This is a genomic window from Tessaracoccus defluvii (genome assembly GCF_014489575.1).
GTDB lineage: Bacteria > Actinomycetota > Actinomycetes > Propionibacteriales > Propionibacteriaceae > Arachnia > Arachnia defluvii.
On the sequence record NZ_CP060789.1, the window covers coordinates 1,219,420 to 1,242,867 of the forward strand.

Below are 23,448 nucleotides of genomic sequence, written 5' to 3' on the forward strand. Positions count from 1 at the left end.
CCCTCACAGTCTCGTGGCGGAGACTCCGCCGGTAGAACCATAGCCACCGCTGCCGCGAACGGTCTCATCGAGGGAGTCCACGGACTCGAACACCGCCGTCACGAACGGCAGGATCAGCAGTTGGGCGATCCGGTCGCCCGCGGCCAGGGCGATGGGCTCGTCCCGGTCCAGGTTGATGAGCGCGACCTTGAGCTCCCCCCGGTAGCCGGAGTCGATGACCCCCGGCGAGTTCACGATGCTCAGCCCGGAGCGCGCGGCCAGCCCGGAGCGGGGGGTGATGAGGCCGACGTGGCCGGCCGGGATCGCGACCCTGACCCCCGTGCCGACGAGGCGTCGCTCGCCCGGTGCCAGCACGCAGGCCTCGGTGATGGTCAGGTCGGCGCCCGCATCGCCGGGGCGGGCATAGCTGGGCAGGCTGCCGCCGTCCAGCACTGTGGGGACGATCACGGCAGCGGCTTCCCGGTGAGGGCTGCTGCCAGCGCGGCGGCGTCGCGGGTGCTGACCAGCCAGTAGGGGTGCGGATCGGCCGGGTCGTCGAGGGTCACCTTGACGACGTCCCGGATGAAGGGCCTGGTGAACAGGAACGCGCGGTGGTCGGCGCCCGGCCCCACGGCGTGGGCGGCGTCCGCGCCGGTGATGGCCTCCGCGTCCGCGATGTAGGAGCGTTCCAGCCGGTAGCGACCCGCGGTGAACGCCTCCCCGTCGACGGTCAGCGGCGTCCGCCCATAGGCGTGGAGCCCCACTGCGGCGCCCACGACGGCGAGGCCTGTGAAGGCCGCCGACTGCCCGACCGGCAGATAGGCGAAGACGGCGACAGCGAGACTGAGGAGCCCCAGCGCGGCGACGACGAGCCACAGCGCAGGCACCTTCAACCGTTCGGAGTAGGTCACCCGATCACTCTAGCCCGTTCGGCATAATGGGCTGCGACAAGCCAGTCAAGAAGGGACCATCATGGCCGCAACCGAGAAGCTGATGTGGAAGGTGTACGCCGGCGCGATCGGCGCAGTGACCACCATCGTCGCCCAGAAGGTCGTCACGAAGGTGTGGGTCGCCTCCACCGGCGACAATCCGCCCGACCCGAACGACCCCGAGACCCCGCTCACCCAGGCCCTGATCTGGGCGGCCGCGAGCGGACTGGGTGTGGGCGTCGCGCAGCTGGTGATGAACCGCTACGTGGCCAGGCGCTGGGTGGCCAACTTCAGCCACCCCTCCCCCGGCAGGCTGCGCAACAAGCTCGACTTCTGAGCCGGGCCAACCGGGGACGATGCAGAAAGGAGCCCGGCAGCCGATGGCTGCCGGGCTCCCTCGTGTCGTCGATCAGACGCAGTCGACGCAGTACTGCTTGTCACCCTTGGTCTCCGCCAGCTGGCTGGTCGACTTGACCAGGAAGCAGGAGGAGCAGGTGAACTCGTTGGACTGCCGGGGGAGAACCCGGACGGTCAGTTCCTCATGGGACAGGTCGGCGCCAGGCAGCTCAAACGATTCGGCCGCCTCAACCTCATCCTCATCGACCTTGCCGGAATTCTTGTCGTTCCGGCGGGACTTGAGTTCCTCGAGCGAGTCCTCGCTCAGTTCCTCTTCGGTTTTGCGCGGAGCATCGTAATCAGTTGCCATCCGAGATCCTTTCTTCGCCGCGAACGGGCTCATGTGTACCACATCTGGCCGTCACGTCAACCCCTGGGGTCCTCTGTTCACTGACAGCGGGAGGGTCGGCCGGCCCGGCTCCCGCGTCTGAGGCAGTCACGCTGGTAGGTTGTCGGGGACCGAGCTGGAGATGGACGAGGAATCATGGACAACGCACTGAGCCCGCGCGAGATCCAGGCGCGCATCCGTGGCGGTGACGCGGTCGCCGCGATCTCCGAGGAATCGGGCATGGACCCTGCCCGCGTGGAGGTGTTCGCCGGCCCGGTCCTGGCCGAGCGTGAACACATCGCCACCGCGGCGCTGTCGGCCACCATCCGCCGCCGCGGCGAGGCGGGCTCACACCGTCGCCTCGGCGAACTCATCGCCCATCGGCTCCGGTCCCGCGGCCTCGACGCCGACGACGTCACGTGGGACGCGTGGCGTCAGCCCGACCTCAAGTGGCGGGTCGTCGGTCGGCTCGGCACCGACGAGGCCGAGGCCCGGGTGGCCGAGTTCATCTACGACGCCAAGGGCCGCTACTCCGTGGCCGACAACCTCGACGCCCGCTGGATGATCGGGGAGGAGGCGCCAGGCGCCGCCCCGGAGGAGGAGAACACGGTCGACTTCCAGGACGAGCTGGCGCTGGTGCGCGCCGTCCAGGGCGGTGACAGGCCCGCGGCGCCCGGCGACGACGTGCCGGAGCCCGACCTGATGCACGACGGCAACGAGGACACGTCCCAGCTCGACCGCCTCTACGACATGCTGAGCGGCATCAGCGAGGACTCGGTCCGGATCTACACGGGCTTCTTCGACGATGCCCCCTCGCCGGAGCCGACGGACGACGAGCCGGTGGCTGCGGACGACGACGACCTCAGCGTGGACGATCTCGCCCCGGAGGACGACGAAGCTGCGGCCGAGGCCGACGAGGCTCAGGAGCCCGTCGACGAGGAGCCGCCGGGAGAGGCGGAGTCACAATCCCCCGCGGCGACGGTCCCGACCCAGGAACCCCTGGTGGAGGGCGGACCCGAGGCCCCGGTCAAGAAGCCGCGCAAGAAGCGGGCCTCCATCCCCTCGTGGGACGAGATCATGTTCGGCGGCCCCGCCTAGAGGCCGCTCCCCCGCTAGAAGTTCTCGGGATCGAACGGCAGCGGATCGGGCGACAGCGTCGCCTTCGCCCGCGTCGCCGTCATCCGGCGCCTGTGATGCGCGCGGCAGAGCACTTCGTAGCGCACCTCGCGGCCGGAGCCCGTGTCCCCGACGACCACCTGCGATCCCTCGGTGACCATCAGCCCGTCGACCGTCCGCGCGTTGTGGGTGCCTCGCGCCCCGCACCAGCACAGCGGGCCGAGCGGCAGGGTCTCGACACGGTCGGCCAGTTCGACGAGCCGCTGGGAGCCGGCGAACAGCCGCGTGCGGAAGTCGGCCAGGATCCCGAAGGCGTAGACGTCGAGCTGCAACTCGTCGACGATGCGGGCCAGCTGATCGACCTGCTCGGCCTGATAGAACTGCGCCTCGTCACAGACGATGTAGTCGACCCGCTTGCCGGTCGTCAGTTCGCCGATCACGTAGCGCCAGAAGTCGAAGTCGGCGGCCACCTCGAGGGCAGCGGCGGTCAGGCCGAGCCGCGAGGTGATCACCCCGTTGCCCGCGCGGTCCTGCGAGGTGAAGACCCGGCCGATGCGGCCGTGGGTCGTCTGGATGTAGTCCAGCTGCAGCGCAAGCGTCGACTTGCCGCAGTCCATGGGGCCGGTGTGGAACACGAGTTCAGCCACTCGTCGCCTCTCGTTCGATCAGGTCGAGGTAGGCCTCCACGTAGCCCTGCGCCGTCCGTTCGGGGCTGAGCCCGGGCAGCAGGTCCGTGGTGGCAGCGGACATCCTACGGCGAAGCGCGTCGTCCATGAGGGCGCGGAAGCCCTGCGCGAGCGACGCCGTGTCCGGCTGGGTCAGCAGCGCCGTCTCCTGTGACAGCCCGACGGTGAGGCGGTCGTCGCAGTACAAGACGGGCAGCCCTGCGGCCACGGCCTCGGTGATCACCAGACCCTGCGAATCGAACCGGTACGAGCTGAGCACCAGCGCGTCCGCATTGACGAGTTCGTAGGCGATCGCGGGCAGCGCGGACAGGTGCCAGCGGAAGTCGATGTTGTCCGCTCCCGCGGCGAGGCGTTTCAGCACGTCACGCTGGTCGCCGTCGCCGACGATGACCAGCTCGGCATCGGGAAGATCGGCCCTGCGGAACGCCTTGACCATGACGTCGAGGCGCTTTTCCTTGGCGAGCCGGCCGACGGACAGGAACCTGACCCGGCCGTCCCCCGTCCGTTCCCGCGGTGCCTGCTCGATGGCCGCCTGCATGCCGCGGTTGATCCCCGTCGGCACCACGTAGCTGCGGAGGGCGTGCCCCGACGCCTCGTCGATGAGGTCGCGCATGAAGGGCGAGGGAACCGTGTAGGCGTCCACCCGCTGCGCGATGTCAGCAAAGTGGCGCCAGTCCATCCTGGCGAAGAGCCCACCGGCCTCGTTGCGCCTGGAGGGGAACCGGGTGGCGACGCCGTCGACCTTCCTGGCCCTCCGCAGCGCAGGCAGCACGAGCAGCAGGTAGCTGAGGGTGCCCCAGAAGGCCCCGCGCACACTCTGGTGGGTGCCGGCGATGTTGGCGTGGAAGCTGTGCAGGTGCGGGATCCCCTGCAGCTGCGCCAGCTTCGAGCCGAGCACGAGCGCGCCGCGTTCGGTCTGGCTGTGGACGATGTCGAAACGGCCGGCATCGTTGATGAGCCGGGCACGCCGGTCGCTGCAGTGCAGCACGCTCAGATGGGCGGGAAGCCCCTCCACGTAGAGGGTCGGGCACTCGATGATGCGGCCGATCCGGGGCTTCTGCAGGTGACGGTCGGGGGCGATGAGCGTGACGTCGTGGCCGAGCGCCGTCAGCTCCTCGAGCTGCGTCTGCACGGAACGGCCGATTCCACCGGAGGCCGGGAAGAAGTCGTCGATGATGATCGCGATGCGCAGGCTCACCGGGAACCGCCGAGCATGAGGAGCGGAACCTCCATCTCCGTGGCGGTCAACGACCCGTGCATGCCGACCAGCCCGAACTCCCCGGGGCTGCCGAGGCTCATGACGGCGAAGTCCCCAGTCATGGCGGCGACGACGTCGCCGATCCTGGCCAGGCTCGTCTCCGTCATCCGCGGGCCGAACCAGCCGGCCTCGACGGCCTCCTCACGGCGCAGCACGAGCGCCCGGTCCCCGAGCTCGCGGCGCCAGGAGGCGGCCAGACGGGCGGGGTCGGTCGTGTAGATGTGGCGGAACCGGGGTTCGCCGCCGAGAACGTCGTAGCCGCCCAGGGCCGGCGTCTCCTCGGCCACGATCCGGGATTCGAGGGGGATGTTGACCATGCCGTGATCGCCGGTCACGAGGAGGCAGGTGTCCGCCGGCAGCGTCTCTGCAAGGGTCGCGACGAGATCATCGACCGAGGCCAGCCGTTCCAGCCACTGCCACGAGCCGACGCCGAAGCCGTGCCCGTCGTGATCGAGCATCCTCTCGTACGCGTACACCAGCCGCTCGGTGGTCAGCGCCTCGTTGATGAGCTCCGCGACGTGGTGCTGGTCGGACTCGAGCTCGATCGGACGGTGCTGCGCGCCGCCGAAGGCCAGCCGGGTCAGCGCGGACGCGCCGAACCGCTTGAGCATGACGGCGCTCGTCGCCTCACCTCGCCGCGCGAGAAGCTCGAACTGCGTCGGCGTCTGCGCGAAGGCTGCGATGTCCTCGGGGCCGCCGTCCCAGCTGAGAGCGTTGACCACGCGGTCGACCGTCGGCTCGCGGAACGTGTAACCGACGACCCCGTGTTCGCCCGGGCCGCAGCCGCAGCCGAGCGAGGTGAGCGACGTCGCCGTCGTGGAGGGTACCGAGCACGTCAGCCGCAGCGCGCCCGGCAGCGCGTGCGACATAACCTCGGCGTGGTCGGAGTAGCCGTCGAGCTGGTGCCAGCCGAGCCCGTCCACCAGGAGGACGACGTAGCGGCGGGCGACGGGGATGTCGATGATCGGCGCGTTCCCCTCGAGGCGCGCGACGACGCTCGGCAGGAGGTTGGCCAGTGCCAGGTCCGCGTACCGGGGGGCGATGAAGTCGGCTGACATCAGCCGACAGCCGCCTGCAGGCGGGTGCCGAAGGCGATGAGGCGGCGCGCGTTGTCGCCGTCGGCCTGTGGGCTCATGCGCACCGTGATGTCGTCGGGCTGGATCACGCCCGTGTAGCCGTGGTCGGCCTCGCAGGTGGGATCCTCGCAGCCGGCGGGGCCCAGATCGACGCGGCGCGCGGCGCCCCAGACGACGCTGAGCCAGGCCTCGTGCAGCCCGCCGCGTTCGGCCGGATCCTGCAGCGCCCGGGTGAGGACCACGGAGTCGATGGCCCGCAGCGCGACGATCTCGGTGGTGGCCAGCGCCTCGGTCCGGCCGCCCTCGCCCTCGTCGATGTGGCAGATCAGCAGCTGCTTCTCGGTCCGGACCAGGACGGTCAGGTGCCGGTGGAGCTCGTGCCCGGCGAACGTGGCCTCATGCTGGACGAGGTGGTCGAGCACCGGTCGTCCGCCGAGGCCCAGCGCGACCGTCTCGGCGACCAGCCGCGGGTAGAAGCCGCATTCGGCGATCTCCGCCATGAGGTCGGACGGCAGAACGGTAGGGAGGTCGGTGGGCTGGCTCACGCGCCCATCATGGCACGCCTGCGTTAGGTTTGAGTCATGCCCTCCCGCCCCTTCATCGCCGCCCGCATTGAGGACCGCGCCAACGCGCTGGTGAACAGGGTCCTGATCCGGCGCGGCTGGCGGGAGTCGATCCTGCCGTACATCGGCTACGGCACGAGCGAGCAGCTGCGCGTGCTCGCCCGCGTGATCCTGCAGCCGCCGCAGGACGAGGCCATCGTGCAGGCCGCCTCCGCCCTCCTGTACCGACGGGGCTGGCGCAACTTCATCAATGCGCCCCTGGTCGGCGCCCCGCTCGACGTCGTGATCGGCGACACGCGGATCCCCGTGGTAGCGGACCGCGGCGGCTTCGTGGACGTCCGGGTGCGCAACCCCGGGCTGGATCCCGGCTGGCACGAGCTCCAGCTCGAGGGGCACGGCGGCGCCCGGGCCACGGCACGGGTGCAGGTCATCGCCGACGACATCACCTTCGGCATCGTCAGCGACATCGACGACACGATCCTGTCGACCTACCTGCCCCGGCTCACGCTGGCGGCCTGGAACTCGTTCGTGCTGACCGAGCAGGCCAGGCAGGCGGTGCCGGGCATGGCCCGCTTCTACCAGCAGCTCCTCGCCGCACACCCCGGCTCTCCGATCATCTTCGTCTCCACCGGCGCCTGGAACACGTTCGCGATGATCGAGCGGTTCACGGCCCGACACGGCTTCCCGCTGGGCGCGGTGCTGCTGACCGACTGGGGGCCGACGAACACCGGCTGGTTCCGCAGCGGCGTCGACCACAAGCGCCGCTGCCTGCGCGAACTCGCCCGCGACCTGCCCAACATCAAGTGGGTGCTGGTCGGCGACGACGGACAGCACGACCCTGACCTCTACGCGGAGTTCGCCACGCTGCAGCCCGACCATGTGGCGGCGCGCGCCATCCGGCAGCTGACCCCCGGCGAGCACACGCTGGCACACGGCCTGCCCATGGAGGTCGCCCTGTCCGAGGAACGCTGGGCCCCCGACATGGCCCCGGAGGTCCGGGCCCCCGACGGGGACGGGCTCGCCGAGAAGCTCCGGCGCCTCCTCTGAGCCCGGCGCGCCGGATCGGTCCGTCGCCTGCGAACCGGTAGGCTGCGGGCCGACCAACCCCGCCCAGAGGAGACCGCCAGATGGCGAAGCCGACGATCGACGACGACCTGACCGACGAGGAACACATCGTCGACGTCGATGTCACCCAGGAGATGGAGTCGAGCTTCCTGGAGTACGCCTACTCCGTCATCTATTCACGTGCGCTCCCCGATGCACGCGACGGGCTCAAGCCCGTGCAGCGGCGCATCCTCTACTCGATGGATCAGATGGGGATCCGGCCCGACCGCAGCCACGTCAAGTGCGCCCGCGTCGTCGGACAGGTCATGGGTCTCCTCCACCCTCACGGCGATTCGGCCATCTACGACGCGCTCGTGCGGATCGGGCAGCCGTGGGCGATGCGGCTCCCGCTGGTCGACGGCCACGGCAACTTCGGCTCCCTGGACGCCGGGCCCGCGGCGATGCGATACACCGAGTGCCGCATGGCCTCCCCCGCGCTGGCCATGACCACCGGCCTGGCCGAGGACACCGTCGACTTCAAGCCGAACTACGACGGCAAGGAGACCGAACCGGTCGTCCTTCCCTCCGCCATCCCGAACCTGCTGGTCAACGGGGCGACCGGCATCGCCGTCGGCATGGCCACCAACATCGCGCCGCACAACCTCATCGAGGTCGTCGCTGCCCTCCAGCAGCTCCTGAAGGCCCCCGACATGCAGCTCGACGAGCTGATGCGCCACATCCCGGGGCCCGACTTCCCCACCGGCGGCAAGATCATCGGGCTCGACGGCGTCCGCGACGCCTACGCGACGGGCCGCGGCAGCCTCCGCATCCGCGCCACCGCGCGGATCGAGAAGGTGACGCCGCGCCGCATGGGCATCGTCGTCACCGAGCTGCCGTACATGGTCGGCCCCGAGAAGATCATCGAGCAGATCAAGAAGGGCGTCGACGACAAGAAGCTCACCGGCATCGCCGACGTCAAGGACCTGACGGACCTGGCCCACGGCATGCGGCTGGTGATCGAGGTGAAGAACGGCATCAACCCCGAGGCCCTCCTCGAGCAGCTCTACAAGGCCACGAAGCTCGAGGACACCTTCGCGATCAACGCCGTCGCGCTCGTCGAGGGGCAGCCGCGCACGATGTCGCTCAAGGAGATGCTCGAGGTGTTCCTCGAGCACCGGCTCGACGTCACCCTGCGCCGGACCCGGTTCCAGCTCAGGAAGGCCGAGGACCGACTGCACCTCGTCCGCGGACTCATCATCGCCATCGCCGACATCGACGACGTGATCGCGATCATCCGCACCTCCGAGGACGCAGGCCAGGCGAAGGAGCGCCTCATGGGCGCGTTCGACCTGAGCGACGAGCAGGCCACCTACATCCTCGACATGCAGCTGCGTCGGCTCACCCGCTACTCCACCATCGAGCTGGAACGGGAGGCTGACGAGCTCACCACCCGCATCGCCGGCCTGCGCGACATCATCGACAACGACGGAGTGCTGCGGCGGGTCGTCGGCGAGGAGCTCACCCAGGTCGCCCGCGACTTCGGCACCCCCCGCCGCACGGTCCTGCTGGCCTCCTCCGGGGCCACGCCCGCGAAGGCCACCCCGCTCGAGGTGCCCGACGCGCCGTGCTGGGTGCTGCTCAGCGGCTCGGGCCTCGTGGCCCGCACCGACACCGCCGACGATCTGCCCACCGAGGGACGCGCCGCCCACGATGTCGTCGTCGCCCGCCTGCGCACCACGGCGCAGGCCGAGTTCGGGGTCCTGACCAACCGCGGCAGGCTGCTGCGCTGCCGCGCGATCGAGCTGCCGACGGTCCCGCTCACCGCCACCGCCCCGAGCCTGCAGGGCGGCAGCCTGGCGGCCGAACTGTGGCCGCTCGAACAGGGTGAGACGCCGCTCGGGCTCACCTCCCTCGACCCAGACTCGCTCGGCCTGGCGCTCGGCACCCGCACCGGCGTCGTCAAGCGCGTCAACGCCGAGGTCCTCGGCAAGGACGCGTGGGACGTGATCCGGCTCGACGACGGCGACGAGGTCGTCGGCGCGTTCGAGGTGACCGACCCCGAGGCCGACGTCGCCTTCATCACCAGCGACGCACAGCTGCTGCACTTCCCGGCCGCCTCCGTCCGCCCCCAGGGCCGCTCCGGCGGCGGCATGGCCGGCATCAAGCTCGCCGCCGGCGCCCGCGTGATCTGGTTCGGCGAGGCCCATTCCGAGACGGACGACGTGGTGACGGTGTCCGGCTCGGCCGGCTCGCTGCCCGGCACAGAGACCGGCCAGGCGAAGGTGACCGCGTTGGCGGAGTATCCCGCCAAGGGCCGCGCGACCGGCGGCGTCCGCGCCCACCGGTTCCTGGTGGGTGAGGACACGCTGCTCATCGCGGCCATCGGCCGTCGACCGGTCGTCGCCGCCGCCTCCAGCGGCTCTCCGGTGGAGCTGCCGACCGTGCCGGGACGACGCGACGGATCAGGCTCCGCGGTCACCCAGCCGGTGACCATGCTCGGCGGACGGGGCTGACCGGGTGCACCTCGGCGGAGTAGAGTCACTTTCCGACCGAGGGAGTAGACGCATGGGCTTTGACGACCTGCTAGCGAACAACGCGGAGTACGCCACCGACTTCGCCGATGGATACTTCGACGGTATAGCCAAGGCCGGCGTCGCCATCGTCACCTGCATGGACTCGCGGATCGAACCGCTCGGCATGGTGGGGCTCCGCATCGGCGACGCCAAGATCCTGCGCTCCCCCGGTGGCCGCATCTCCACCTCGGTTCTCGCCGGCCTCGTGCTCGGCGTCCAGCTGCTGCAGGTCGACCGGATCCTGATCGTGCCGCACACACGCTGCGCCATGGCGTCGGGCACCGACGACGACCTCCGCCGGGTCATCACGGAGAAGACGGGCTCTGACGCCACCTGGATGTCGTTCGGCGCGAGCCCCGACCAGGCCGGCCGGCTCCGCACCGACGTCGACATGGTGTCGAACCACCCCCTGATCAAGGGGCATGCCGAGGTGGGCGGCTTCATGTACGACGTCGACACGGGTCTGCTGTCGCGCGTCCTCTGACACCCTCCCTGCGCGTCAGGGAAGCAACGTGGCGTGGGCGTCGCGGATGTGACGCTCCACCAGATCGGCGGCCAGGCCGCCGTCCTGTGCCCACAAGGCTGAGACGATCGCCCGGTGCTCGGCGTTGAGCCGCTCCCGGAGCCGGTCCCAGTCGGTCACACGCCGCTCAGCCTCGAGGATCGGCGCCGCCACCGCCTCCCGGATCGCCACCGTCAGGTCGCGGATCAGCCGGTTCGCCCCCAGCCGGGCCAGCAGCAGGTGGAATGACGTGTCCAGTTCGTTGAACTCGGTCACGTCCATCAGACCGGACATGTCGTCGACGAGGGAGTCCAGCGCCGTCAGGTCGGCCTCCGTCGCCTGAGCTGGAGCCGCCTCCACCGTCGCGCGTTCCAGAACGACCCGGGTCTCCGTCAGCTCCGCGAAGGAGATGGCGTCGAGCGCGACATGCAGCCGCATCATCCGCCCGAAAGCCGGCCCTGCCCCGTCGCCACCCGGGTCCCTCCGGCGGGCCCGGTGTGGGAGGTGACCACGCCCTGCGCCTGCAGCACCTTCAGCGCCTCACGCACCGCACTCCGGCTGGCGCCGAGTTGCGTCGCGAGCTCACGTTCGTTGGGGAGGCGTGAACCGGGTGGGACGCGCCCGCCGAGGATCTCGCCGGTCAGGTACTCGAGGACGGACTCGAAGCCTCCCGTGGCAAAGGTCATACCAGCCATTGTCCCCACTATCCGGCCCTGCCTTGGCGCCGGGCCGGATGGGCATATATGGTCAGACCAGAAAACTGGTCAGACCAATGAACGATGGAGTTCGCAGATGCTCTTGGAGACATTCCAACCGGCGACCGATCCGCTCGGCGCCCCTGGCTCTCCGCCCTCGTGGCGGCGTTGCCTGTGGTCGCGATGCTCGTCACCCTCGGCGCCCTGCGCTGGAAGGCGCACCACGCCGGGCCCTTCTCGTGGCTGCTGGCCTTCGTCGTCGCCGTCACCGCGTTCGGCATGCCCTGGACCATGGCGCTCAGCACGAGCGTCCACGGGTTCGTCTACGGCATCTTCCCGATCATCTGGATCCTGGTCACCGCGATCTGGATGTACGAGGTGACCGTGACCGCGGGGCGCTTCGACGACCTGCGACGCACCTTCTTCCTCATCAGCGACGACCCGCGCGTGCTCGGCCTCCTCATCGCCTTCTGCTTCGGCGGGCTGCTGGAGGCGCTCGCCGGGTTCGGGGCGCCCGTCGCAATCACCGCCGCGATGCTGGTGGCGATCGGTTTCTCCCCCCTGCGCTCGGCGCTGATCGCCCTGCTCGCCAACACCGTGCCTGTGGCGTTCGGCGCCGTCGGCCTGCCGGTGCTGATGGCGGCCAAGTCAGGCGGCTTCGACGATGTGCTGGCCATCTCGCCGATCACGGGCCGGATGACGGCACTCCTGTGCCTCGTCGTCCCGATCCTGCTGCTATCCGTGATGGACGGCAAGCGGGGCATCAAGGAGTGCTGGCCCTTCGGGCTCGTGGTCGGCATCAGCTTCGGCGTCACCAAGTGGGTCGCGTCGGCGACCGCCATGTACAGCCTCACAGAGGTGTTCGCCGCCGTCATCAGCGTCGCCGTGGCCATCGTCTTCCTCAAGCTCTGGCACCCCCGCGGCGGGGCCGAGGCCACCGGACGCATCGGCTCGGTCCTGGACGCGTCCGTCGACGGCGCGGGCACCGCGGCCCCCCGGCCCGCGGATGCGCCGGATGCTCCCCCGCTCACCGCAGGGAAGATCACGATGGCTCTCGTGCCCTACCTGCTCGTCATCGTCGTCTTCGGCATCGCGGCGCTGCCGCCGGTGAAGGCCGCGCTCGGCGCCACCGATCTCAAGTTCTCCTGGCCGCTGCTCGGCGACCTGCTCGACGCGGCAGGAAACCCGTCTGCCCACCAGAACTACACGCTGGCCTGGGCCTCCACACCTGGCATCCTGCTGGCGTTCGTCGCCATCACCACCGGCCTGATCTACAGGCTCACGCTGCCCCAGGTCTTCGCCGTGCTCTGGACGAACGTGAAGAAGATGCGGTTCGCGATGCTGACCATCGGCTCCGTCGTGGCGCTGGCCTACGTCATGGGCGACTCCGGCCAGACCCTCGCGCTCGGCATGTTCTTCGCCGGCGCCGGCCTGGCCTACCCGTTCGTCGCGCCGGTGCTGGGGTGGATCGGCACCTACGTGACGGGCTCCGACACCTCGGCGAACATCCTGTTCTCGGGTCTCCAGTCGGGTGTCGGCGCGGAGATCGGCCCCGGCAGCCACCTGGCGGTCGAGGACATGCAGGCGCTGCTCGTGGGCGCCAACGCGGCCGGCGGCGTCGTCGGCAAGATGATCTCGCCCCAGTCCCTGACGATCGCGGCGACGGCCATCGGCGCCCCCGGCTCCGAGTCGGTGATCCTCCGCAGGATCATCGGCTGGAGCTTCATCCTGCTCTTCCTCCTCTGTCTGCTGTCCGGGCTCATGTCCACCCCGGTCCTCAGCTGGCTGCTGCCCTGACCGAAAGGAAAACCCCATGGCACCCCACGTCGCACTCTTCGCGACCTGCATCAACGACACCATGCAGCCGTCCATCCCATCGCGACGGTGAAACTCCTGGAGCGGCTCGGCTGCACCGTGTCGTTCCCGAAGAAGCAGACCTGCTGCGGGCAGATCATGACCAACACCGGTTACTGGAAGGAGGCGCTGCCGACCGTCCGCAACTATGTCGAGGCCTTCGACGGCTACGACTACGTGGTCGGCCCGTCCGGCTCATGCGTCGGATCGGTCAGGGAGCAGCACGCCATGCTCGCCCGCCACGCCGGCGACGCCACCCTCGAGAAGGAGGCCTCCGCCGCCGCGGCGCGTACCTATGAGCTGAGCGAGTTCCTAGTGGACGTCCTCGGTGTCACCGATGTCGGCGCCTACTTCCCCCACCGCGTGACCTACCACCCCACCTGCCACTCCATGCGGATCACCAAGGTCGGCGACCGACCGCTGCAACTGCTGCGCGCCGTCCGCGGCATCGATCTGGTCGACCTGCCCAAGGCCGAGCAGTGCTGCGGCTTCGGCGGCACGTTCTCCGTCAAGAATCCCGACGTGTCGATCGCCATGGCCTCCGACAAGGCCAGACACGTCCGCTCCACCGACGCCGAGTACCTGGTCGCCGGCGACCAGGCCTGCCTCATGAACATCGGCGGTGTCCTGCACCGGCAGCGCGCCGGCATCAAGACCATCCACCTCGCCGAGATCCTGGCCCACACCGAGGAGGACCTGTGACCACCACCCGACGTACCCCGGAACCCGGCTCCTGGCTGGGCATCCCGCCGTTCCCGAAGGCGGCCAAGGCCGCCCTCGCGCAGGCCGAGCAGCGCAAGAACCTGCGCCACGCCACCGGCACGATCCGCGAGAAGCGCGCCGTCCGCGCCGCCGAGGTCGACAACTGGGAGGAACTGCGCACCGCCGCCGCCCAGATCAAGGACCGGGTGGGCCGCCACCTGGCCGACTACCTGGAGCAGGCGGAGAAGGCCATGACGGCGGCCGGCATCACGGTCCACTGGGCCAGGGACGCCGCCGACGCCAACCGCATCGTGGCCGACCTCGCCAAGGCGAGGGGCGTCGACGAGGTCGTCAAGATCAAGTCGATGGTCACGCAGGAGATCGACCTGAACGAGGCCCTCGAGGCCGAGGGCATCGCCGCCTGGGAGACAGACCTGGCCGAGCTCATCGTCCAGCTCGGCCACGACCTGCCGAGCCACATCCTGGTGCCCGCCATCCACAGGAACCGCTCCGAGGTCCGCGAGATCTTCACCACGGAGATGGGCACCTACGGGACGCCCGCCCCCGAGGGAATCTCCGACGACCCCGCGGAGCTCGCCGCGGCCGCCCGCACGCACCTGCGGGAGAAGTTCCTGCGGGCGAAGATGGCCGTCTCCGGCGGCAACTTCATCGTCGCCGAGACCGGCACCCTGGTGATCGTCGAGTCCGAAGGCAACGGCCGCATGTGCCTGACGCTGCCCGAGACGCTCGTCTCCGTCGTCGGCATCGAGAAGATCGTCCCGACCGTCGAGGACCTCGAGGTGTTCCTCAAACTCCTGCCCCGCTCGTCGACGGGCGAGCGGATGAACCCCTACACGTCGCTGTGGACCGGTGTCACCGACGGCGACGGGCCCCGGGATCTGCACGTGGTGCTGCTCGACAACGGCCGCAGCAACGTGCTGGCCGACCCGGACGGCCGCGCCGCGCTGCGCTGCATCCGCTGCTCGGCCTGCCTCAACATCTGCCCGGTGTACGAGCGGGTCGGCGGCCACGCCTACGGTTCGCCGTATCCCGGCCCCATCGGCGCGATCCTCGGCCCGCAGCTGCGCGGCATGGACGACCCCACCGACCGGGCGCTGCCGTTCGCGTCGACCCTGTGCGGCGCCTGCAACGAGGTGTGCCCCGTGAAGATCCCCTTCACCGACATCCTGGTCCACCTGCGCCACAAGGCCGTCGAGCACAAGACGGCCAAGCACCCCACCGGGGAGCAGGCCCTCATGAAGGGCGCGGGCTGGCTGATGGCCGACGGCTCCCACCTGGAGAAGGCCCAGCTCGCCTCCCGCGCCGCAGGCAAGGTGTTCAAGGACAAGTGGATCGGCCCGATGCCGGTCCCGATCGCGGAACGCTGGCTGCAGGCCCGTGACGTGGAGGCACCGCCGACGCAGACGTTCCGCAAGTGGTGGGACGAGAACCGGGAAGGAGACAAGCGATGAACGCCCGCGAAGAGGTGCTGCGCCGCGTGCGCGCCGCGACCGCCGATGTAGCCGAGAAGGACCCGGCGCTCGACGTGCCGATCGACTGGACCTACGGCCGGCCCCTGGAGACCGCCGACGTGCTCGCCGACTTCGTCGAAAAGGTCGAGGACTACAAGGCCACGGTCGTGCGGTGTTCGCCGGCCGAGGTCGCGGCTTCCGTCGTCGCTGCGCTCACCGCGCTCGGCGCGGGGAGCGTCGTGCTCCCCGACGGCACACCGGACGACTGGGCCGCCGCGGCTACCGCGGCCGGGCTAGCGGTCCACCGTGACGATCCGACGCTCAGCCACGCCGAGCTGAACGTCATCGACGCCGTCGCGACGACCACCGCCGTGGGCATGGCCGACTCCGGCACGATCGCGCTGGACCATGGCGCAGGACAGGGCCGCCGGGCCCTGACCCTGCTGCCCGACCGGCACGTCTGCGTCATCCGCGCCGACCAGGTCGTCAGCGACGTGCCGGAGGGCATCGCCCGTCTGGCTCCGGCGCTGCGTGCCCGGCAGCCGATCACCTGGCTGAGTGGAGGCTCGGCGACGAGCGACATCGAACTCAGCCGCGTCGAGGGCGTGCACGGCCCCCGGACGCTGTGGGTGATCCTGGTCGACGCCTGACGCCGGATCAGGCGTCGATGCGGTCCGCGTCGAGGGCGTACGCGCCCTCGACGATGAACTGCTTGCGCGGGCCACGTCGTTGCCCATCAGCATCTCGAACACCCGCTCGGCGTCGGCCGCGTCGTCGACCGTGAGCCGACGCAGCGTCCGGTGCTTCGGGCTCATGGTGGTGTCGGCCAACTGGTCGGCGTCCATCTCACCGAGGCCCTTGTAGCGCTGCGGCTCCTTGAACTTCTGGCCCCGCTTCGTCAGCTCGGCCAGCTTCCGCTGATACTCGGCGTCCGAGTAGGTGTAGATGTACTTCTCGTAGCCACGCTTCGGCTGGATCAGCTCGAAGCGGTGCAGCGGCGGCACGGCCGAGTAGACGCGCCCGGCCTCCACCAGCGGCCGCATGTAGCGGAAGAACAGCGTGGCCAGCAGGCACCGGATGTGGGCGCCGTCGGAGTCGGCGTCGGCCATGAACACGACCTTGCCGTAGCGGGCCGAGTCGAGGTCGAAGGTGCGGCCCGAGCCGGCGCCGACCACCTGGATGATCGACGCGCACTCGATGTTCTTCAGCATGTCGCCGACGGACGCCTTCTGCACGTTGAGGATCTTGCCGCGGATCGGCAGCAGCGCCTGGAACTCGGAGTTCCGCGCCAGCTTGGCCGTCCCGAGCGCGGAGTCGCCCTCGACGATGAACAGCTCGGTGGCGTCGACGTTGTTGGATCGGCAGTCGGACAGCTTCGCCGGCAGGGTGGAAGACTCGAGCGCGTTCTTGCGGCGCTGGTTGTCCTTGTGGGCGCGGGCCTGCACACGGGTCCGGGCGGCCGAGACCACCTTCTCCTGCAGGGTCCTGGCGATGGCCCTCGTCTTCGTGCCGCTGAGGAAGGCGCCCAGTTCGTTCTCGACGATGCGGGTCACGAGGCGCGTCACTGGCGGCGTGCCGAGCACCTCCTTCGTCTGGCCCTCGAACTGCGGCTCGGCCAGCCGGACGGTGACGACCGTGGTGAGGCCCTCGAGACAGTCGTCCTTGGTGACCTCCTCACCGGCCTTCAGCAGGCCGCGGGTGCCCTCGAAGGACTTCTGGAACGCCCTGGTCACGCCACGCTCGAAGCCGGAGACGTGCGTGCCGCCCTTCGGAGTGGCGATGATGTTGACGAAGGACCGCAGCACGGTGTCGTAGCCGGTCCCCCAGCGCACGGCGATGTCGACCTCGAGGTCGCGCTCGACGTCGGTGGGCGTCATGGCGCCGGTCTCGTCCAGCATCGGGACCGTCTCGACGAAGGAGTCGGTGCCCTGCAGCCGGATCACGTCGGTGAGCGGCGCGTCGGGGGCCAGGAAGTCGGCGAACTCCGTGATGCCGCCCTCGTGGACGAACTCGTCTGTGCGGTCGGCGCCGTCGCGGGTGTCGGAGACGGTGAGCTTGAGGCCGGGGACGAGGAAGGAGGTCTGGCGGGCCCGGTCGTGCAGGTGCGTCAGCGACAGCTCCGCATCGGCGAGGAAGATCTGCCGATCGGGCCAGTAGCGCACCCGGGTGCCGGTCTTCGCCTTGGCGACCTTCCCGACCTTCCGCAGCCCGCTCGCCGGCGTGAACGGCGCGTCGGGACCGTCGCCGTCGAAGACGCCGGGGACGCCGCGCCGGAAGCTCATCTCCCAGATGGCGCCGTTGCGGTCGACCTGGACGTCGAGCCTCGAGCTCAGGGCGTTGACGACGGAGGCGCCGACGCCGTGGAGGCCGCCCGTGGCGTTGTAGGAGGAGTTGCCGAACTTGCCGCCCGCGTGCAGCTTGGTGAAGACGACCTCGACGCCCGTCAGCCCGGTGCGGGGCTCAGTATCGACGGGGATGCCACGGGCATGGTCGTGCACGGTGACGGAGCCGTCGCCGTCCAGCCGCACCTCGATGGCATCGCCGTAGCCGGCCAGAGCCTCGTCGACGGCGTTGTCGATGATCTCCCACAGACAGTGCATGAGGCCACGGGTGTCCGTCGAGCCGATGTACATCGCAGGACGCTTGCGCACCGCCTCGAGTCCCTCGAGCACGAGGAGGTTCTTCGCCTCGTAGTCGCGGGAGTGCTGCTGCTTGTTGGCTGGGATAGACACGGGGGTAGGTTACCCGCCCCGCCGACAAGGACGACGACCGAAACGCGAACGGTGGTTCTGCCAGGGAACAATGCGTGACCCCGGTACGTTGGATCATGTAGCAACCACGATGGGAGGCCCACCATGACCGAACTCGCGACCGACACCACCCTCACCGCAGTCGATCGCTGTGATCGCTGCGGCGCGCAGGCCTACCTCCGCGTCTACCTGCGGTCCGGCGGTGAGCTGCTGTTCTGCGCCCACCATGCCGCGGCCCACCGCGACAAGCTGGCCGAGGTGGCCAGCCGCATCCAGGACGAGACCAGCAGGCTCAGCGCCGGCTGAACCAGGCGTCGATCAGGTGACGCGCGATCGAGGTAGTCCCCGGCAGCGTCACCTCCGAGGCAGACACGGCGGCGGCGAGATCCGCGCGGGAGAAGAACTCCCCGCAACGATCTCGTTGCCGTCGACCTGTATCCGGGTGTCCTCCGTGGATGCCTCGAACCCCAGCATCAGCGAACGCGGCATGGGCCACGGTTGGCTCACCACGTACCGCAGCGACGTCAGCGCCACGCCGACCTCTTCCGCCACCTCCCGGTGACAGGCCTGCTCTGCCGACTCCCCCGCCTCGATGAACCCGGCGATGATCGAGTGGCGCCCGATCGGCCAGGTCGCCTGCCTCGCCAGCAGCAGGCGATCCTCGCGGTCGGTGATTGCGACGATGACGCACGGGTCGGTGCGAGGAAACGCGAGTGCCTCACAGCTGACGCAGACCCGGCGGGCACCCGCCAGGTCAATCACTGTCTCGCCGCCACAGGCCTCGCAGCGGGGCCGCTGCCCGTGCCAGCGGGCCAGCGCGACGACGGCTGCCAGCACATCCCCCTGCGCGGGGTCGCCCGTGCGCCATGAGAGTCCGTCGGCGACCTCGGGAACGAGGCGGACGAACCAGGCCCGACCGTCGGCCTCCCCACCAGGATGTCCTCGGGGCGGCGCGGTCCTGGGTCCGACAGCGGCACAGGGTGTCCCCGCGGCCCGTGAAGTTTCCGCCGGCATCGGCCTCGACCACGGCGGCGCGCCCCCACGCGGCGTCCAGCGCCTCGGCTGTCCTGGCCAGCGGCGCGCGGGCCAGCGACGAGGGATCCTGCCACCGGTTCATGCCTGCTCCCGTCCTGCGATGGCCCGGTCGATGAGCGACGCCGGGGCCGCCACGAACCGTAGCGCGTCGCTGGCCACGTGGTAGAAGGCCGCCGCAACCAGCGCGGGGTCGATCCCCTGGGCCTCGGCCCAGGCCTGCCGGTAGACGGCCAACTGGAGCGGGTTGGCGGCCCCGTCCGTCGTCTTCCAGTCGACCACCAGGAAGCGGTACGACCCCTCCTCCCAGCGGTACACAGCGTCGATCCGGCCCCGCAGCACGTGTGGGCCGCGGCGCATCAGGAAGGGCACCTCGACGCCGAGCGGAACGCGGTGGGCGAACTGGCCGGCCTCGAAGGCGGCGATGAGCGCCGTCAGCTCGTCGGAGGCGACGCTGGGCTCCGGCGTGACCTCGTCGAGGGCGGCGGGCAGCTCGAAGCGTTCCTGCAGCCAGGTGTGGAACCGGATGCCCACCCGGGTGGCGGTCGAGGGTCTGCGCGGCATCCGGCGCAGCAGCGAGGCGGCGAACTCCTGTTCGTCGCGGCGCAGGGCCATCAGGGCAGTGACCGACAGCCCGTCGGGCAGCTGCACAGTCTGGGTGCGGCGGCGCGTCTGCAGCTGGGTCAGGTGGGTGATCGACTGGTCCCAGGCGGCGACGGTGGCGGCCTCGGACTCGCTCAGGGTGCCCGACTGCCAGGCCCAGTCGTCGCGGGCCGCGCGGTCGGCGCCGACGAGGGGAGCCGCCTCCGCCACGAGGCGGGCGGCTCCCCGCAGCGCCGCGACGCGCTCCGGATCCGGCGGTTGGGGCCAGCTGGCCCGTACGGGCTCGCTGGGGATCGGGTTGGCATCGAGATCGCGGGTGGTCTCGTCCAGGTAGGTTCCCAGCCCTTCTGCGGCGGCGCGGATCGCCGCGAAATAGGGCGATTCGGTGCGGGGCCGGACGTTGCCGGGGGTCCAGACGTGGGAGGAGGCGACCAGGAACCGCTTGGCCCTGGTCACCGCGACATAGGCGAGCCTGTCCTCGGCGAGGCGGTGTTCGGCCTTCAGCGCTTCCCGGTAGCCGTTGATCCCGTCGCGCGTGTACTCGCCGAGCTGCGGGATCGAGGCTGCGTCGCCGCGGAGCTGTGCGGGCAGCGTCTCCGCGCGCTGTGCCCACACGGCTGAGCGGGGCTCCGACGGGAAAACCTTGTCCACGAGCGACGGCAGGTAGACGGTGTCCCACTCCAGCCCCTTCGCTCGGTGCACCGTCAGCAGTTTCACGGAGTCGTCCTGGCTGGGAACGGCCTGCAGGAGCCCCTCGCCGAAGTCCTCCTCCGCGTCGAGGTAGGCGAGCAGCCCGGTGAGCGATCCGTCGCCGTCGACATCGACGTATCCGGCGACCTCGGCGAGGAAACGGTCGATCTGGCTCGTGTCGGAGCCGGCGGAGACGAGCTCGGCCTCGATGCCGATCGCATGGATCACCCGGGCGACGAGGTCCGCCACCGGTTCCGCCGCGTGCCGTCGCAGCTCTGCCAGCTCGGAGGCGAACCGGCCGAGGCGCCGTCGGGCCTCCGCGGAGAGGGGGGCGTCACCGGGGTCGGCGACGGCGTCCAGCAGCGAGACGACCTCGCCCGGGTCGGCCTGGGTGACGGCCTGGGCCAGCGCCTCCCCGAAGTCCCGCTGCCGCTCGGGACGGGCCGCGAGGGCCTTGGCCCGGTCGCCGAGCACCTCGAGGTCCGCCAGGCCGAAGCGCCAGCGGGGTCCGGTGAGCAGCGCGGCGACGTCCGGATTCGCCGTCACGTCGTCGAGGATCCGCAGCGTGGAGACGATCGGCGCGATCTCCGGCAGCCCGAGCAGGCCGCCGAGCCCGACGATCTCGACGGGCACGTCACGCTCACGCAACGCCTGGAACACCGGGGCCAGCGTCGCGTTGCGGCGCACGAGGACGGCCTGGTCCCGCCACGACGTCCCCTCGCTGCGGCGGGAGATGACCGTCTCGGCCAGCCAGTCGATCTCGTCTCGGAGGGTGTCGAACGTGGCCGCCGCCACAGCTCCTGCCGGCGCGCCCGGGGCGCCACCAGCCTGACCCCCTCGTCGCGGGGCGTGGCCCTCAGGTCGGCCGCGATGTCGTTGCCCACGTCGAGGATCCGCTGCCCGCTGCGCCGGTTGACGCGCAGGGTCAACCGCTCGGCTGGCGAGCCGTCGCTGCGACGGAACTGCTGCGGGAACTCGAGGATGTTGCCGGACGCGGCGCCCCGCCACCCGTAGATCGCCTGGTACGGGTCGCCGACGGCCGTGACGGGGAACCCCAGCTCGCCCGTGGCGACCGCGGGTGCGAACAGTCCCCGCAGCAGCCGCGCCTGCGCGGCCGAGGTGTCCTGGTACTCGTCGAGCAGGACGACGCGGAAGCGGCGCCTCAGCTCCTCCCCGACCTCGGGCACCTGGGTGACCAGTCGGACGGCCTCGCGGAGCTGATCGGCGAACTCGACCACTCCGAGCCGGCCCTTCAGCTCCTGGTAGCGCGTCACGAGGTCGATCAGGTCGCGCCGCTCCTGGGTCGCGTCCAGTGCCCGGGTGACGTCACGCAACGGCTTGCCCCGGTACAGCGGAGCCGCCTGGAAACGCGCCTCCGCGCGGTCGCATTCGGCCAACACGGTCGCGGCGTCGACCAGGTGGGAGGCCATCTCCGCATCGAGGGCGAGGACCCGCTCCGGGATGCTGTGGTGGCTGAGTCGGCTGATGCTGCGGAAGGGGCCCGGTGCGTCCGCCACGACGCGGGTGACCAGTCGGTACCGGCTCGCGCCGGTGACCATGACGGGGTCACGGTCGATGCCGATCCGCAGCCCGAACTCGCTGACGAGACGCGCCGCGAACGAGTCGTAGGTCATGACCAGTTCGGCGCCCTCCCCCTCCTGCCCGGCCACGACGCCGGAGCGGTCGAGCGCGGCGGCCACGCGGGCCGCCAGCTCCGCGGCGGCCTTGCGGGTGAAGGTGAGCCCCAGTACCTCCTCGGGGCGGACCTGGCCGGTGCCGACCAGCCACACGACGCGGGCGGCCATCACCGTCGTCTTCCCGGAGCCTGCGCCCGCGATGATCACCGCGGGCTCGAGTGGGGCGACGATGGCCTCCAGCTGCTCGTCGCTGAAGGGAATCTGCAGGGCGTCGACCAGTTGGCCCGGCGTGGTCAGGAGGTGGGTGCGGATCGGATGGAGTGTCACTTCGGTCTCCCCTGCGCCCCCGCCGCGAGGGCGGGACACGACGATGCGAACGGGCAGTAGCGGCAGGCGCCGCACTCGACGGCGTCGAAGCGACCGGACGCGATGATCGCGACGCCCTCGGCGATGCGGTCGTGGACCCAGCTGGGGCCGACCGTGAGCTCCTCGCCGGGGAGTTGCGGGGCGTCGTCGATCGACGGCTGCGAGACGAGCGCCGGCATGGTCTCCCCTGCGCGGACGAACGCGAGCGCGGGCGGAGCGACGTCGCGGACCCCGCCGGTGACGTCGTCGAACGCGCCGAGCCGGGTGGCCAGCTGGTAGAGGCCGAGCTGGGCGTGGTCGAGGACGTCGGCCTCGCGCAGCACCTTGCGTCCGGTCTTCAGGTCGACGACGCGGATGCGACCGTCGCCGGTCCGTTCGAGGCGGTCCACCTGACCTGTGAGGACCACCTCGTGCCCCTCCACGTTCATGGGCACCCGGAAGTCCTTCTCGACGGCGACGAGGGTGGTCGGCTCGTGTTCCTGATAGGTGGCGAAGCGGCCGATGGCCGCGTCGATCTCCGAGCGCTCGGTGGCCGACAGCCACTCGGTCTCGAAGGGGATCTCGTCCCAGACCCTGTCCAGTTCCGCCCGCATCTGGTCGGCGTCCAGCCCCACCTCGGCCGCCTGCCTGGCGATCAGGTGGACGACGTCGCCGATGGAGGCCCGGGACTGGCGGGCCGCGTCGGCCCGGGCACGCCGCGACAGGAACCAGCGTCGCGGGCACTCGAGCAGCGTCTCGAGCGACGATCCGTTGATGCCGATCGGCCCGGTGGGCACGGCCGCCCCCGACGTCGGCTCCGCCGTCCCCCACCAGGAGGCGGGCCGGGCACCGGGCGCGGGAAGGTCGCCGGCCACCAGGTCGGCGAGCCGCAGTGCGGCGGCCCGCCTGAGCCCGGGGGATGCCGATTCGTCGGTGAGGGTGCGGCGGAGCGACCCGACCAGGGAGACCGCCGTGAGCAGGCCGGCGGGACGGCCGTTGATGCGCTCGACGGGAACGCCCAGTTCGCCGAGGAACCGGGAGGCGCGGCCACCCTCTCCCTCGACCCCTGGACCGCGCTGACGAACAGCCCTGTCCTGGCGCGGGAGCAGGCGACGTGGAACAGCTGGCGATCGGAGAGGAGCTGCTCCCCCGGCCCGGAGGCAGCAGCTGCGTGGCCGTGAGGCGCTGCGCGTCGAGCAGCACGCCCTGCCTCCCGGA

General features: G+C 70.6%; 20 protein-coding genes and 4 pseudogenes. 10 read left to right on the forward strand and 14 right to left on the reverse strand.

All coding sequences use genetic code 11. The features are described 5' to 3' along the window. Nucleotides 1-3: 3 nt before the first annotated feature. Together dut and H9L22_RS05865 are read right to left on the reverse strand one after the other, a co-directional pair. A complete protein-coding gene (gene dut / locus H9L22_RS05860) occupies nucleotides 4-447 on the reverse strand; it encodes a dUTP diphosphatase (RefSeq protein ID WP_226966155.1) in 444 nt (147 codons plus the stop codon). After that, entirely contained in the window at nucleotides 444-890 is a 447-nt protein-coding gene (locus H9L22_RS05865; RefSeq protein WP_187721968.1) for a DUF3093 domain-containing protein, read from the reverse strand. The genes dut and H9L22_RS05865 overlap by 4 nt, the downstream gene beginning before the upstream one ends. Nucleotides 891-951: 61 nt before the next feature. On the opposite strand from H9L22_RS05865, the gene H9L22_RS05870 reads away from it, so the two are divergent. After that, complete coding sequence (locus H9L22_RS05870; protein ID WP_187721969.1) at nucleotides 952-1,245, forward strand: DUF4235 domain-containing protein; 294 nt, start codon at nucleotides 952-954, stop codon at nucleotides 1,243-1,245. A gap of 72 nt (nucleotides 1,246-1,317) precedes the next feature. Here H9L22_RS05870 and H9L22_RS05875 read toward each other — a convergent pair whose 3' ends face one another. Continuing rightward, entirely contained in the window at nucleotides 1,318-1,614 is a 297-nt protein-coding gene (locus tag H9L22_RS05875; protein WP_187721970.1) for a DUF4193 domain-containing protein, read from the reverse strand. 174 nt (nucleotides 1,615-1,788) lie between these two features. Here H9L22_RS05875 and sepH point away from each other — a divergent pair, with 174 nt between their 5' ends. Further along, on the forward strand, nucleotides 1,789-2,730 hold the full coding sequence (sepH, locus tag H9L22_RS05880) for a septation protein SepH (protein WP_187721971.1): 942 nt from the start codon (nucleotides 1,789-1,791) through the stop codon (nucleotides 2,728-2,730). A 14-nt stretch (nucleotides 2,731-2,744) separates the two neighbouring features. Here sepH and H9L22_RS05885 read toward each other — a convergent pair whose 3' ends face one another. Genes H9L22_RS05885 through H9L22_RS05900 form a run of 4 tightly spaced genes read right to left on the reverse strand, consistent with a single transcriptional unit; the run spans nucleotide 2,745 to nucleotide 6,313 of the window. Then, nucleotides 2,745-3,395 (reverse strand): thymidine kinase, encoded by a 651-nt coding sequence (locus H9L22_RS05885; RefSeq protein ID WP_187721972.1) that lies wholly within the window; start codon nucleotides 3,393-3,395, stop codon nucleotides 2,745-2,747. Beyond that, complete coding sequence (locus H9L22_RS05890) at nucleotides 3,388-4,632, reverse strand: glycosyltransferase (protein WP_187721973.1); 1,245 nt, start codon at nucleotides 4,630-4,632, stop codon at nucleotides 3,388-3,390. The genes H9L22_RS05885 and H9L22_RS05890 overlap by 8 nt, the downstream gene beginning before the upstream one ends. Further along, on the reverse strand, nucleotides 4,629-5,750 hold the full coding sequence (locus H9L22_RS05895; protein ID WP_187721974.1) for an alkaline phosphatase family protein: 1,122 nt from the start codon (nucleotides 5,748-5,750) through the stop codon (nucleotides 4,629-4,631). The genes H9L22_RS05890 and H9L22_RS05895 overlap by 4 nt, the downstream gene beginning before the upstream one ends. Then, entirely contained in the window at nucleotides 5,750-6,313 is a 564-nt protein-coding gene (locus tag H9L22_RS05900) for a DUF5998 family protein (RefSeq protein ID WP_406707812.1), read from the reverse strand. The genes H9L22_RS05895 and H9L22_RS05900 overlap by 1 nt, the downstream gene beginning before the upstream one ends. A 36-nt stretch (nucleotides 6,314-6,349) precedes the next feature. Here H9L22_RS05900 and H9L22_RS05905 point away from each other — a divergent pair, with 36 nt between their 5' ends. From H9L22_RS05905 to H9L22_RS05915, 3 genes are all read left to right on the forward strand, one after another. Next, on the forward strand, nucleotides 6,350-7,378 hold the full coding sequence (locus H9L22_RS05905; RefSeq protein WP_187721975.1) for an App1 family protein: 1,029 nt from the start codon (nucleotides 6,350-6,352) through the stop codon (nucleotides 7,376-7,378). Nucleotides 7,379-7,458: 80 nt separating this feature from the next. Then, nucleotides 7,459-9,888, forward strand: coding sequence for a DNA gyrase/topoisomerase IV subunit A (locus H9L22_RS05910; protein ID WP_187721976.1), 2,430 nt, complete (start codon nucleotides 7,459-7,461; stop codon nucleotides 9,886-9,888). Between the two features lie 52 nt (nucleotides 9,889-9,940). Continuing rightward, nucleotides 9,941-10,432 carry a beta-class carbonic anhydrase gene (locus tag H9L22_RS05915; RefSeq protein WP_187721977.1) on the forward strand — a complete coding sequence of 164 codons (492 nt, stop codon included), beginning with the start codon at nucleotides 9,941-9,943 and terminating at the stop codon, nucleotides 10,430-10,432. Between the two features lie 15 nt (nucleotides 10,433-10,447). Here H9L22_RS05915 and H9L22_RS05920 read toward each other — a convergent pair whose 3' ends face one another. Both H9L22_RS05920 and H9L22_RS05925 read right to left on the reverse strand, forming a co-directional pair. Next, on the reverse strand, nucleotides 10,448-10,891 hold the full coding sequence (locus tag H9L22_RS05920) for a FadR/GntR family transcriptional regulator (RefSeq protein ID WP_187721978.1): 444 nt from the start codon (nucleotides 10,889-10,891) through the stop codon (nucleotides 10,448-10,450). Next, nucleotides 10,888-11,136, reverse strand: a complete 249-nt coding sequence (locus H9L22_RS05925; RefSeq protein ID WP_320060596.1) for a FadR/GntR family transcriptional regulator — start codon at nucleotides 11,134-11,136, stop codon at nucleotides 10,888-10,890. Before H9L22_RS05925 ends, H9L22_RS05920 begins: the two co-directional genes overlap by 4 nt. Nucleotides 11,137-11,242: 106 nt before the next feature. On the opposite strand from H9L22_RS05925, the pseudogene H9L22_RS05930 reads away from it, so the two are divergent. The 4 genes and pseudogenes from H9L22_RS05930 (at nucleotide 11,243) to H9L22_RS05945 (ending at nucleotide 15,823) form a co-directional block, all read left to right on the forward strand. Beyond that, a pseudogene (locus H9L22_RS05930) lies at nucleotides 11,243-12,942 on the forward strand (L-lactate permease). Nucleotides 12,943-12,958: 16 nt separating this feature from the next. Then, a pseudogene (locus H9L22_RS05935) lies at nucleotides 12,959-13,701 on the forward strand ((Fe-S)-binding protein). Then, nucleotides 13,698-15,173 (forward strand): LutB/LldF family L-lactate oxidation iron-sulfur protein, encoded by a 1,476-nt coding sequence (locus tag H9L22_RS05940; RefSeq protein ID WP_187721980.1) that lies wholly within the window; start codon nucleotides 13,698-13,700, stop codon nucleotides 15,171-15,173. Before H9L22_RS05935 ends, H9L22_RS05940 begins: the two are co-directional and overlap by 4 nt. Continuing rightward, nucleotides 15,170-15,823: a LutC/YkgG family protein gene (locus H9L22_RS05945; protein ID WP_187721981.1), complete on the forward strand. Its 654-nt coding sequence runs from the start codon at nucleotides 15,170-15,172 to the stop codon at nucleotides 15,821-15,823. The genes H9L22_RS05940 and H9L22_RS05945 overlap by 4 nt, the downstream gene beginning before the upstream one ends. Before the next feature lie 129 nt (nucleotides 15,824-15,952). Here H9L22_RS05945 and H9L22_RS05950 read toward each other — a convergent pair. Further along, nucleotides 15,953-17,806, reverse strand: a pseudogene (locus tag H9L22_RS05950) (DNA gyrase/topoisomerase IV subunit B); the annotation flags it as partial. A 222-nt stretch (nucleotides 17,807-18,028) separates the two neighbouring features. Here H9L22_RS05950 and H9L22_RS05955 point away from each other — a divergent pair. Beyond that, the gene (locus tag H9L22_RS05955) at nucleotides 18,029-18,229 is read left to right on the forward strand and encodes a DUF7455 domain-containing protein (protein WP_187721982.1); all 201 of its coding nucleotides are present in this window, start codon (nucleotides 18,029-18,031) and stop codon (nucleotides 18,227-18,229) included. A 48-nt stretch (nucleotides 18,230-18,277) separates the two neighbouring features. Here H9L22_RS05955 and nudC read toward each other — a convergent pair whose 3' ends face one another. From nudC to H9L22_RS05970, 4 genes and pseudogenes are all read right to left on the reverse strand, one after another. Next, nucleotides 18,278-18,937, reverse strand: a complete 660-nt coding sequence (gene nudC / locus H9L22_RS05960) for an NAD(+) diphosphatase (protein WP_226966156.1) — start codon at nucleotides 18,935-18,937, stop codon at nucleotides 18,278-18,280. Nucleotides 18,938-19,036: 99 nt separating this feature from the next. Beyond that, on the reverse strand, nucleotides 19,037-21,256 hold the full coding sequence (locus H9L22_RS05965) for a 3'-5' exonuclease (RefSeq protein WP_320060597.1): 2,220 nt from the start codon (nucleotides 21,254-21,256) through the stop codon (nucleotides 19,037-19,039). Next, a pseudogene (locus tag H9L22_RS18620) lies at nucleotides 21,220-22,287 on the reverse strand (UvrD-helicase domain-containing protein); the annotation flags it as partial. The pseudogene H9L22_RS18620 and the gene H9L22_RS05965, both read right to left, overlap by 37 nt. Continuing rightward, entirely contained in the window at nucleotides 22,209-23,105 is an 897-nt protein-coding gene (locus H9L22_RS05970; RefSeq protein ID WP_187721985.1) for a RecB family exonuclease, read from the reverse strand. The pseudogene H9L22_RS18620 and the gene H9L22_RS05970, both read right to left, overlap by 79 nt. Between the last annotated feature and the right edge of the window lie 343 nt (nucleotides 23,106-23,448).

Excerpts from the sequence above, each read along its gene's own strand:
- H9L22_RS05895 (WP_187721974.1), bottom strand. The coding sequence starts at position 5,750 with ATGTCAGCCGACTTCATCGCCCCCCGGTACGCGGACCTGGCACTGGCC.
- sepH (WP_187721971.1), top strand. The coding sequence starts at position 1,789 with ATGGACAACGCACTGAGCCCGCGCGAGATCCAGGCGCGCATCCGTGGC.
- nudC (WP_226966156.1), bottom strand. The coding sequence starts at position 18,937 with ATGCCGGCGGAAACTTCACGGGCCGCGGGGACACCCTGTGCCGCTGTC.
- H9L22_RS05925 (WP_320060596.1), bottom strand. The coding sequence starts at position 11,136 with ATGACCTTTGCCACGGGAGGCTTCGAGTCCGTCCTCGAGTACCTGACC.
- H9L22_RS05945 (WP_187721981.1), top strand. The coding sequence starts at position 15,170 with ATGAACGCCCGCGAAGAGGTGCTGCGCCGCGTGCGCGCCGCGACCGCC.
- H9L22_RS05910 (WP_187721976.1), top strand. The coding sequence starts at position 7,459 with ATGGCGAAGCCGACGATCGACGACGACCTGACCGACGAGGAACACATC.
- H9L22_RS05915 (WP_187721977.1), top strand. The coding sequence starts at position 9,941 with ATGGGCTTTGACGACCTGCTAGCGAACAACGCGGAGTACGCCACCGAC.
- H9L22_RS05920 (WP_187721978.1), bottom strand. The coding sequence starts at position 10,891 with ATGATGCGGCTGCATGTCGCGCTCGACGCCATCTCCTTCGCGGAGCTG.
- H9L22_RS05875 (WP_187721970.1), bottom strand. The coding sequence starts at position 1,614 with ATGGCAACTGATTACGATGCTCCGCGCAAAACCGAAGAGGAACTGAGC.
- H9L22_RS05870 (WP_187721969.1), top strand. The coding sequence starts at position 952 with ATGGCCGCAACCGAGAAGCTGATGTGGAAGGTGTACGCCGGCGCGATC.
- H9L22_RS05905 (WP_187721975.1), top strand. The coding sequence starts at position 6,350 with ATGCCCTCCCGCCCCTTCATCGCCGCCCGCATTGAGGACCGCGCCAAC.
- H9L22_RS05955 (WP_187721982.1), top strand. The coding sequence starts at position 18,029 with ATGACCGAACTCGCGACCGACACCACCCTCACCGCAGTCGATCGCTGT.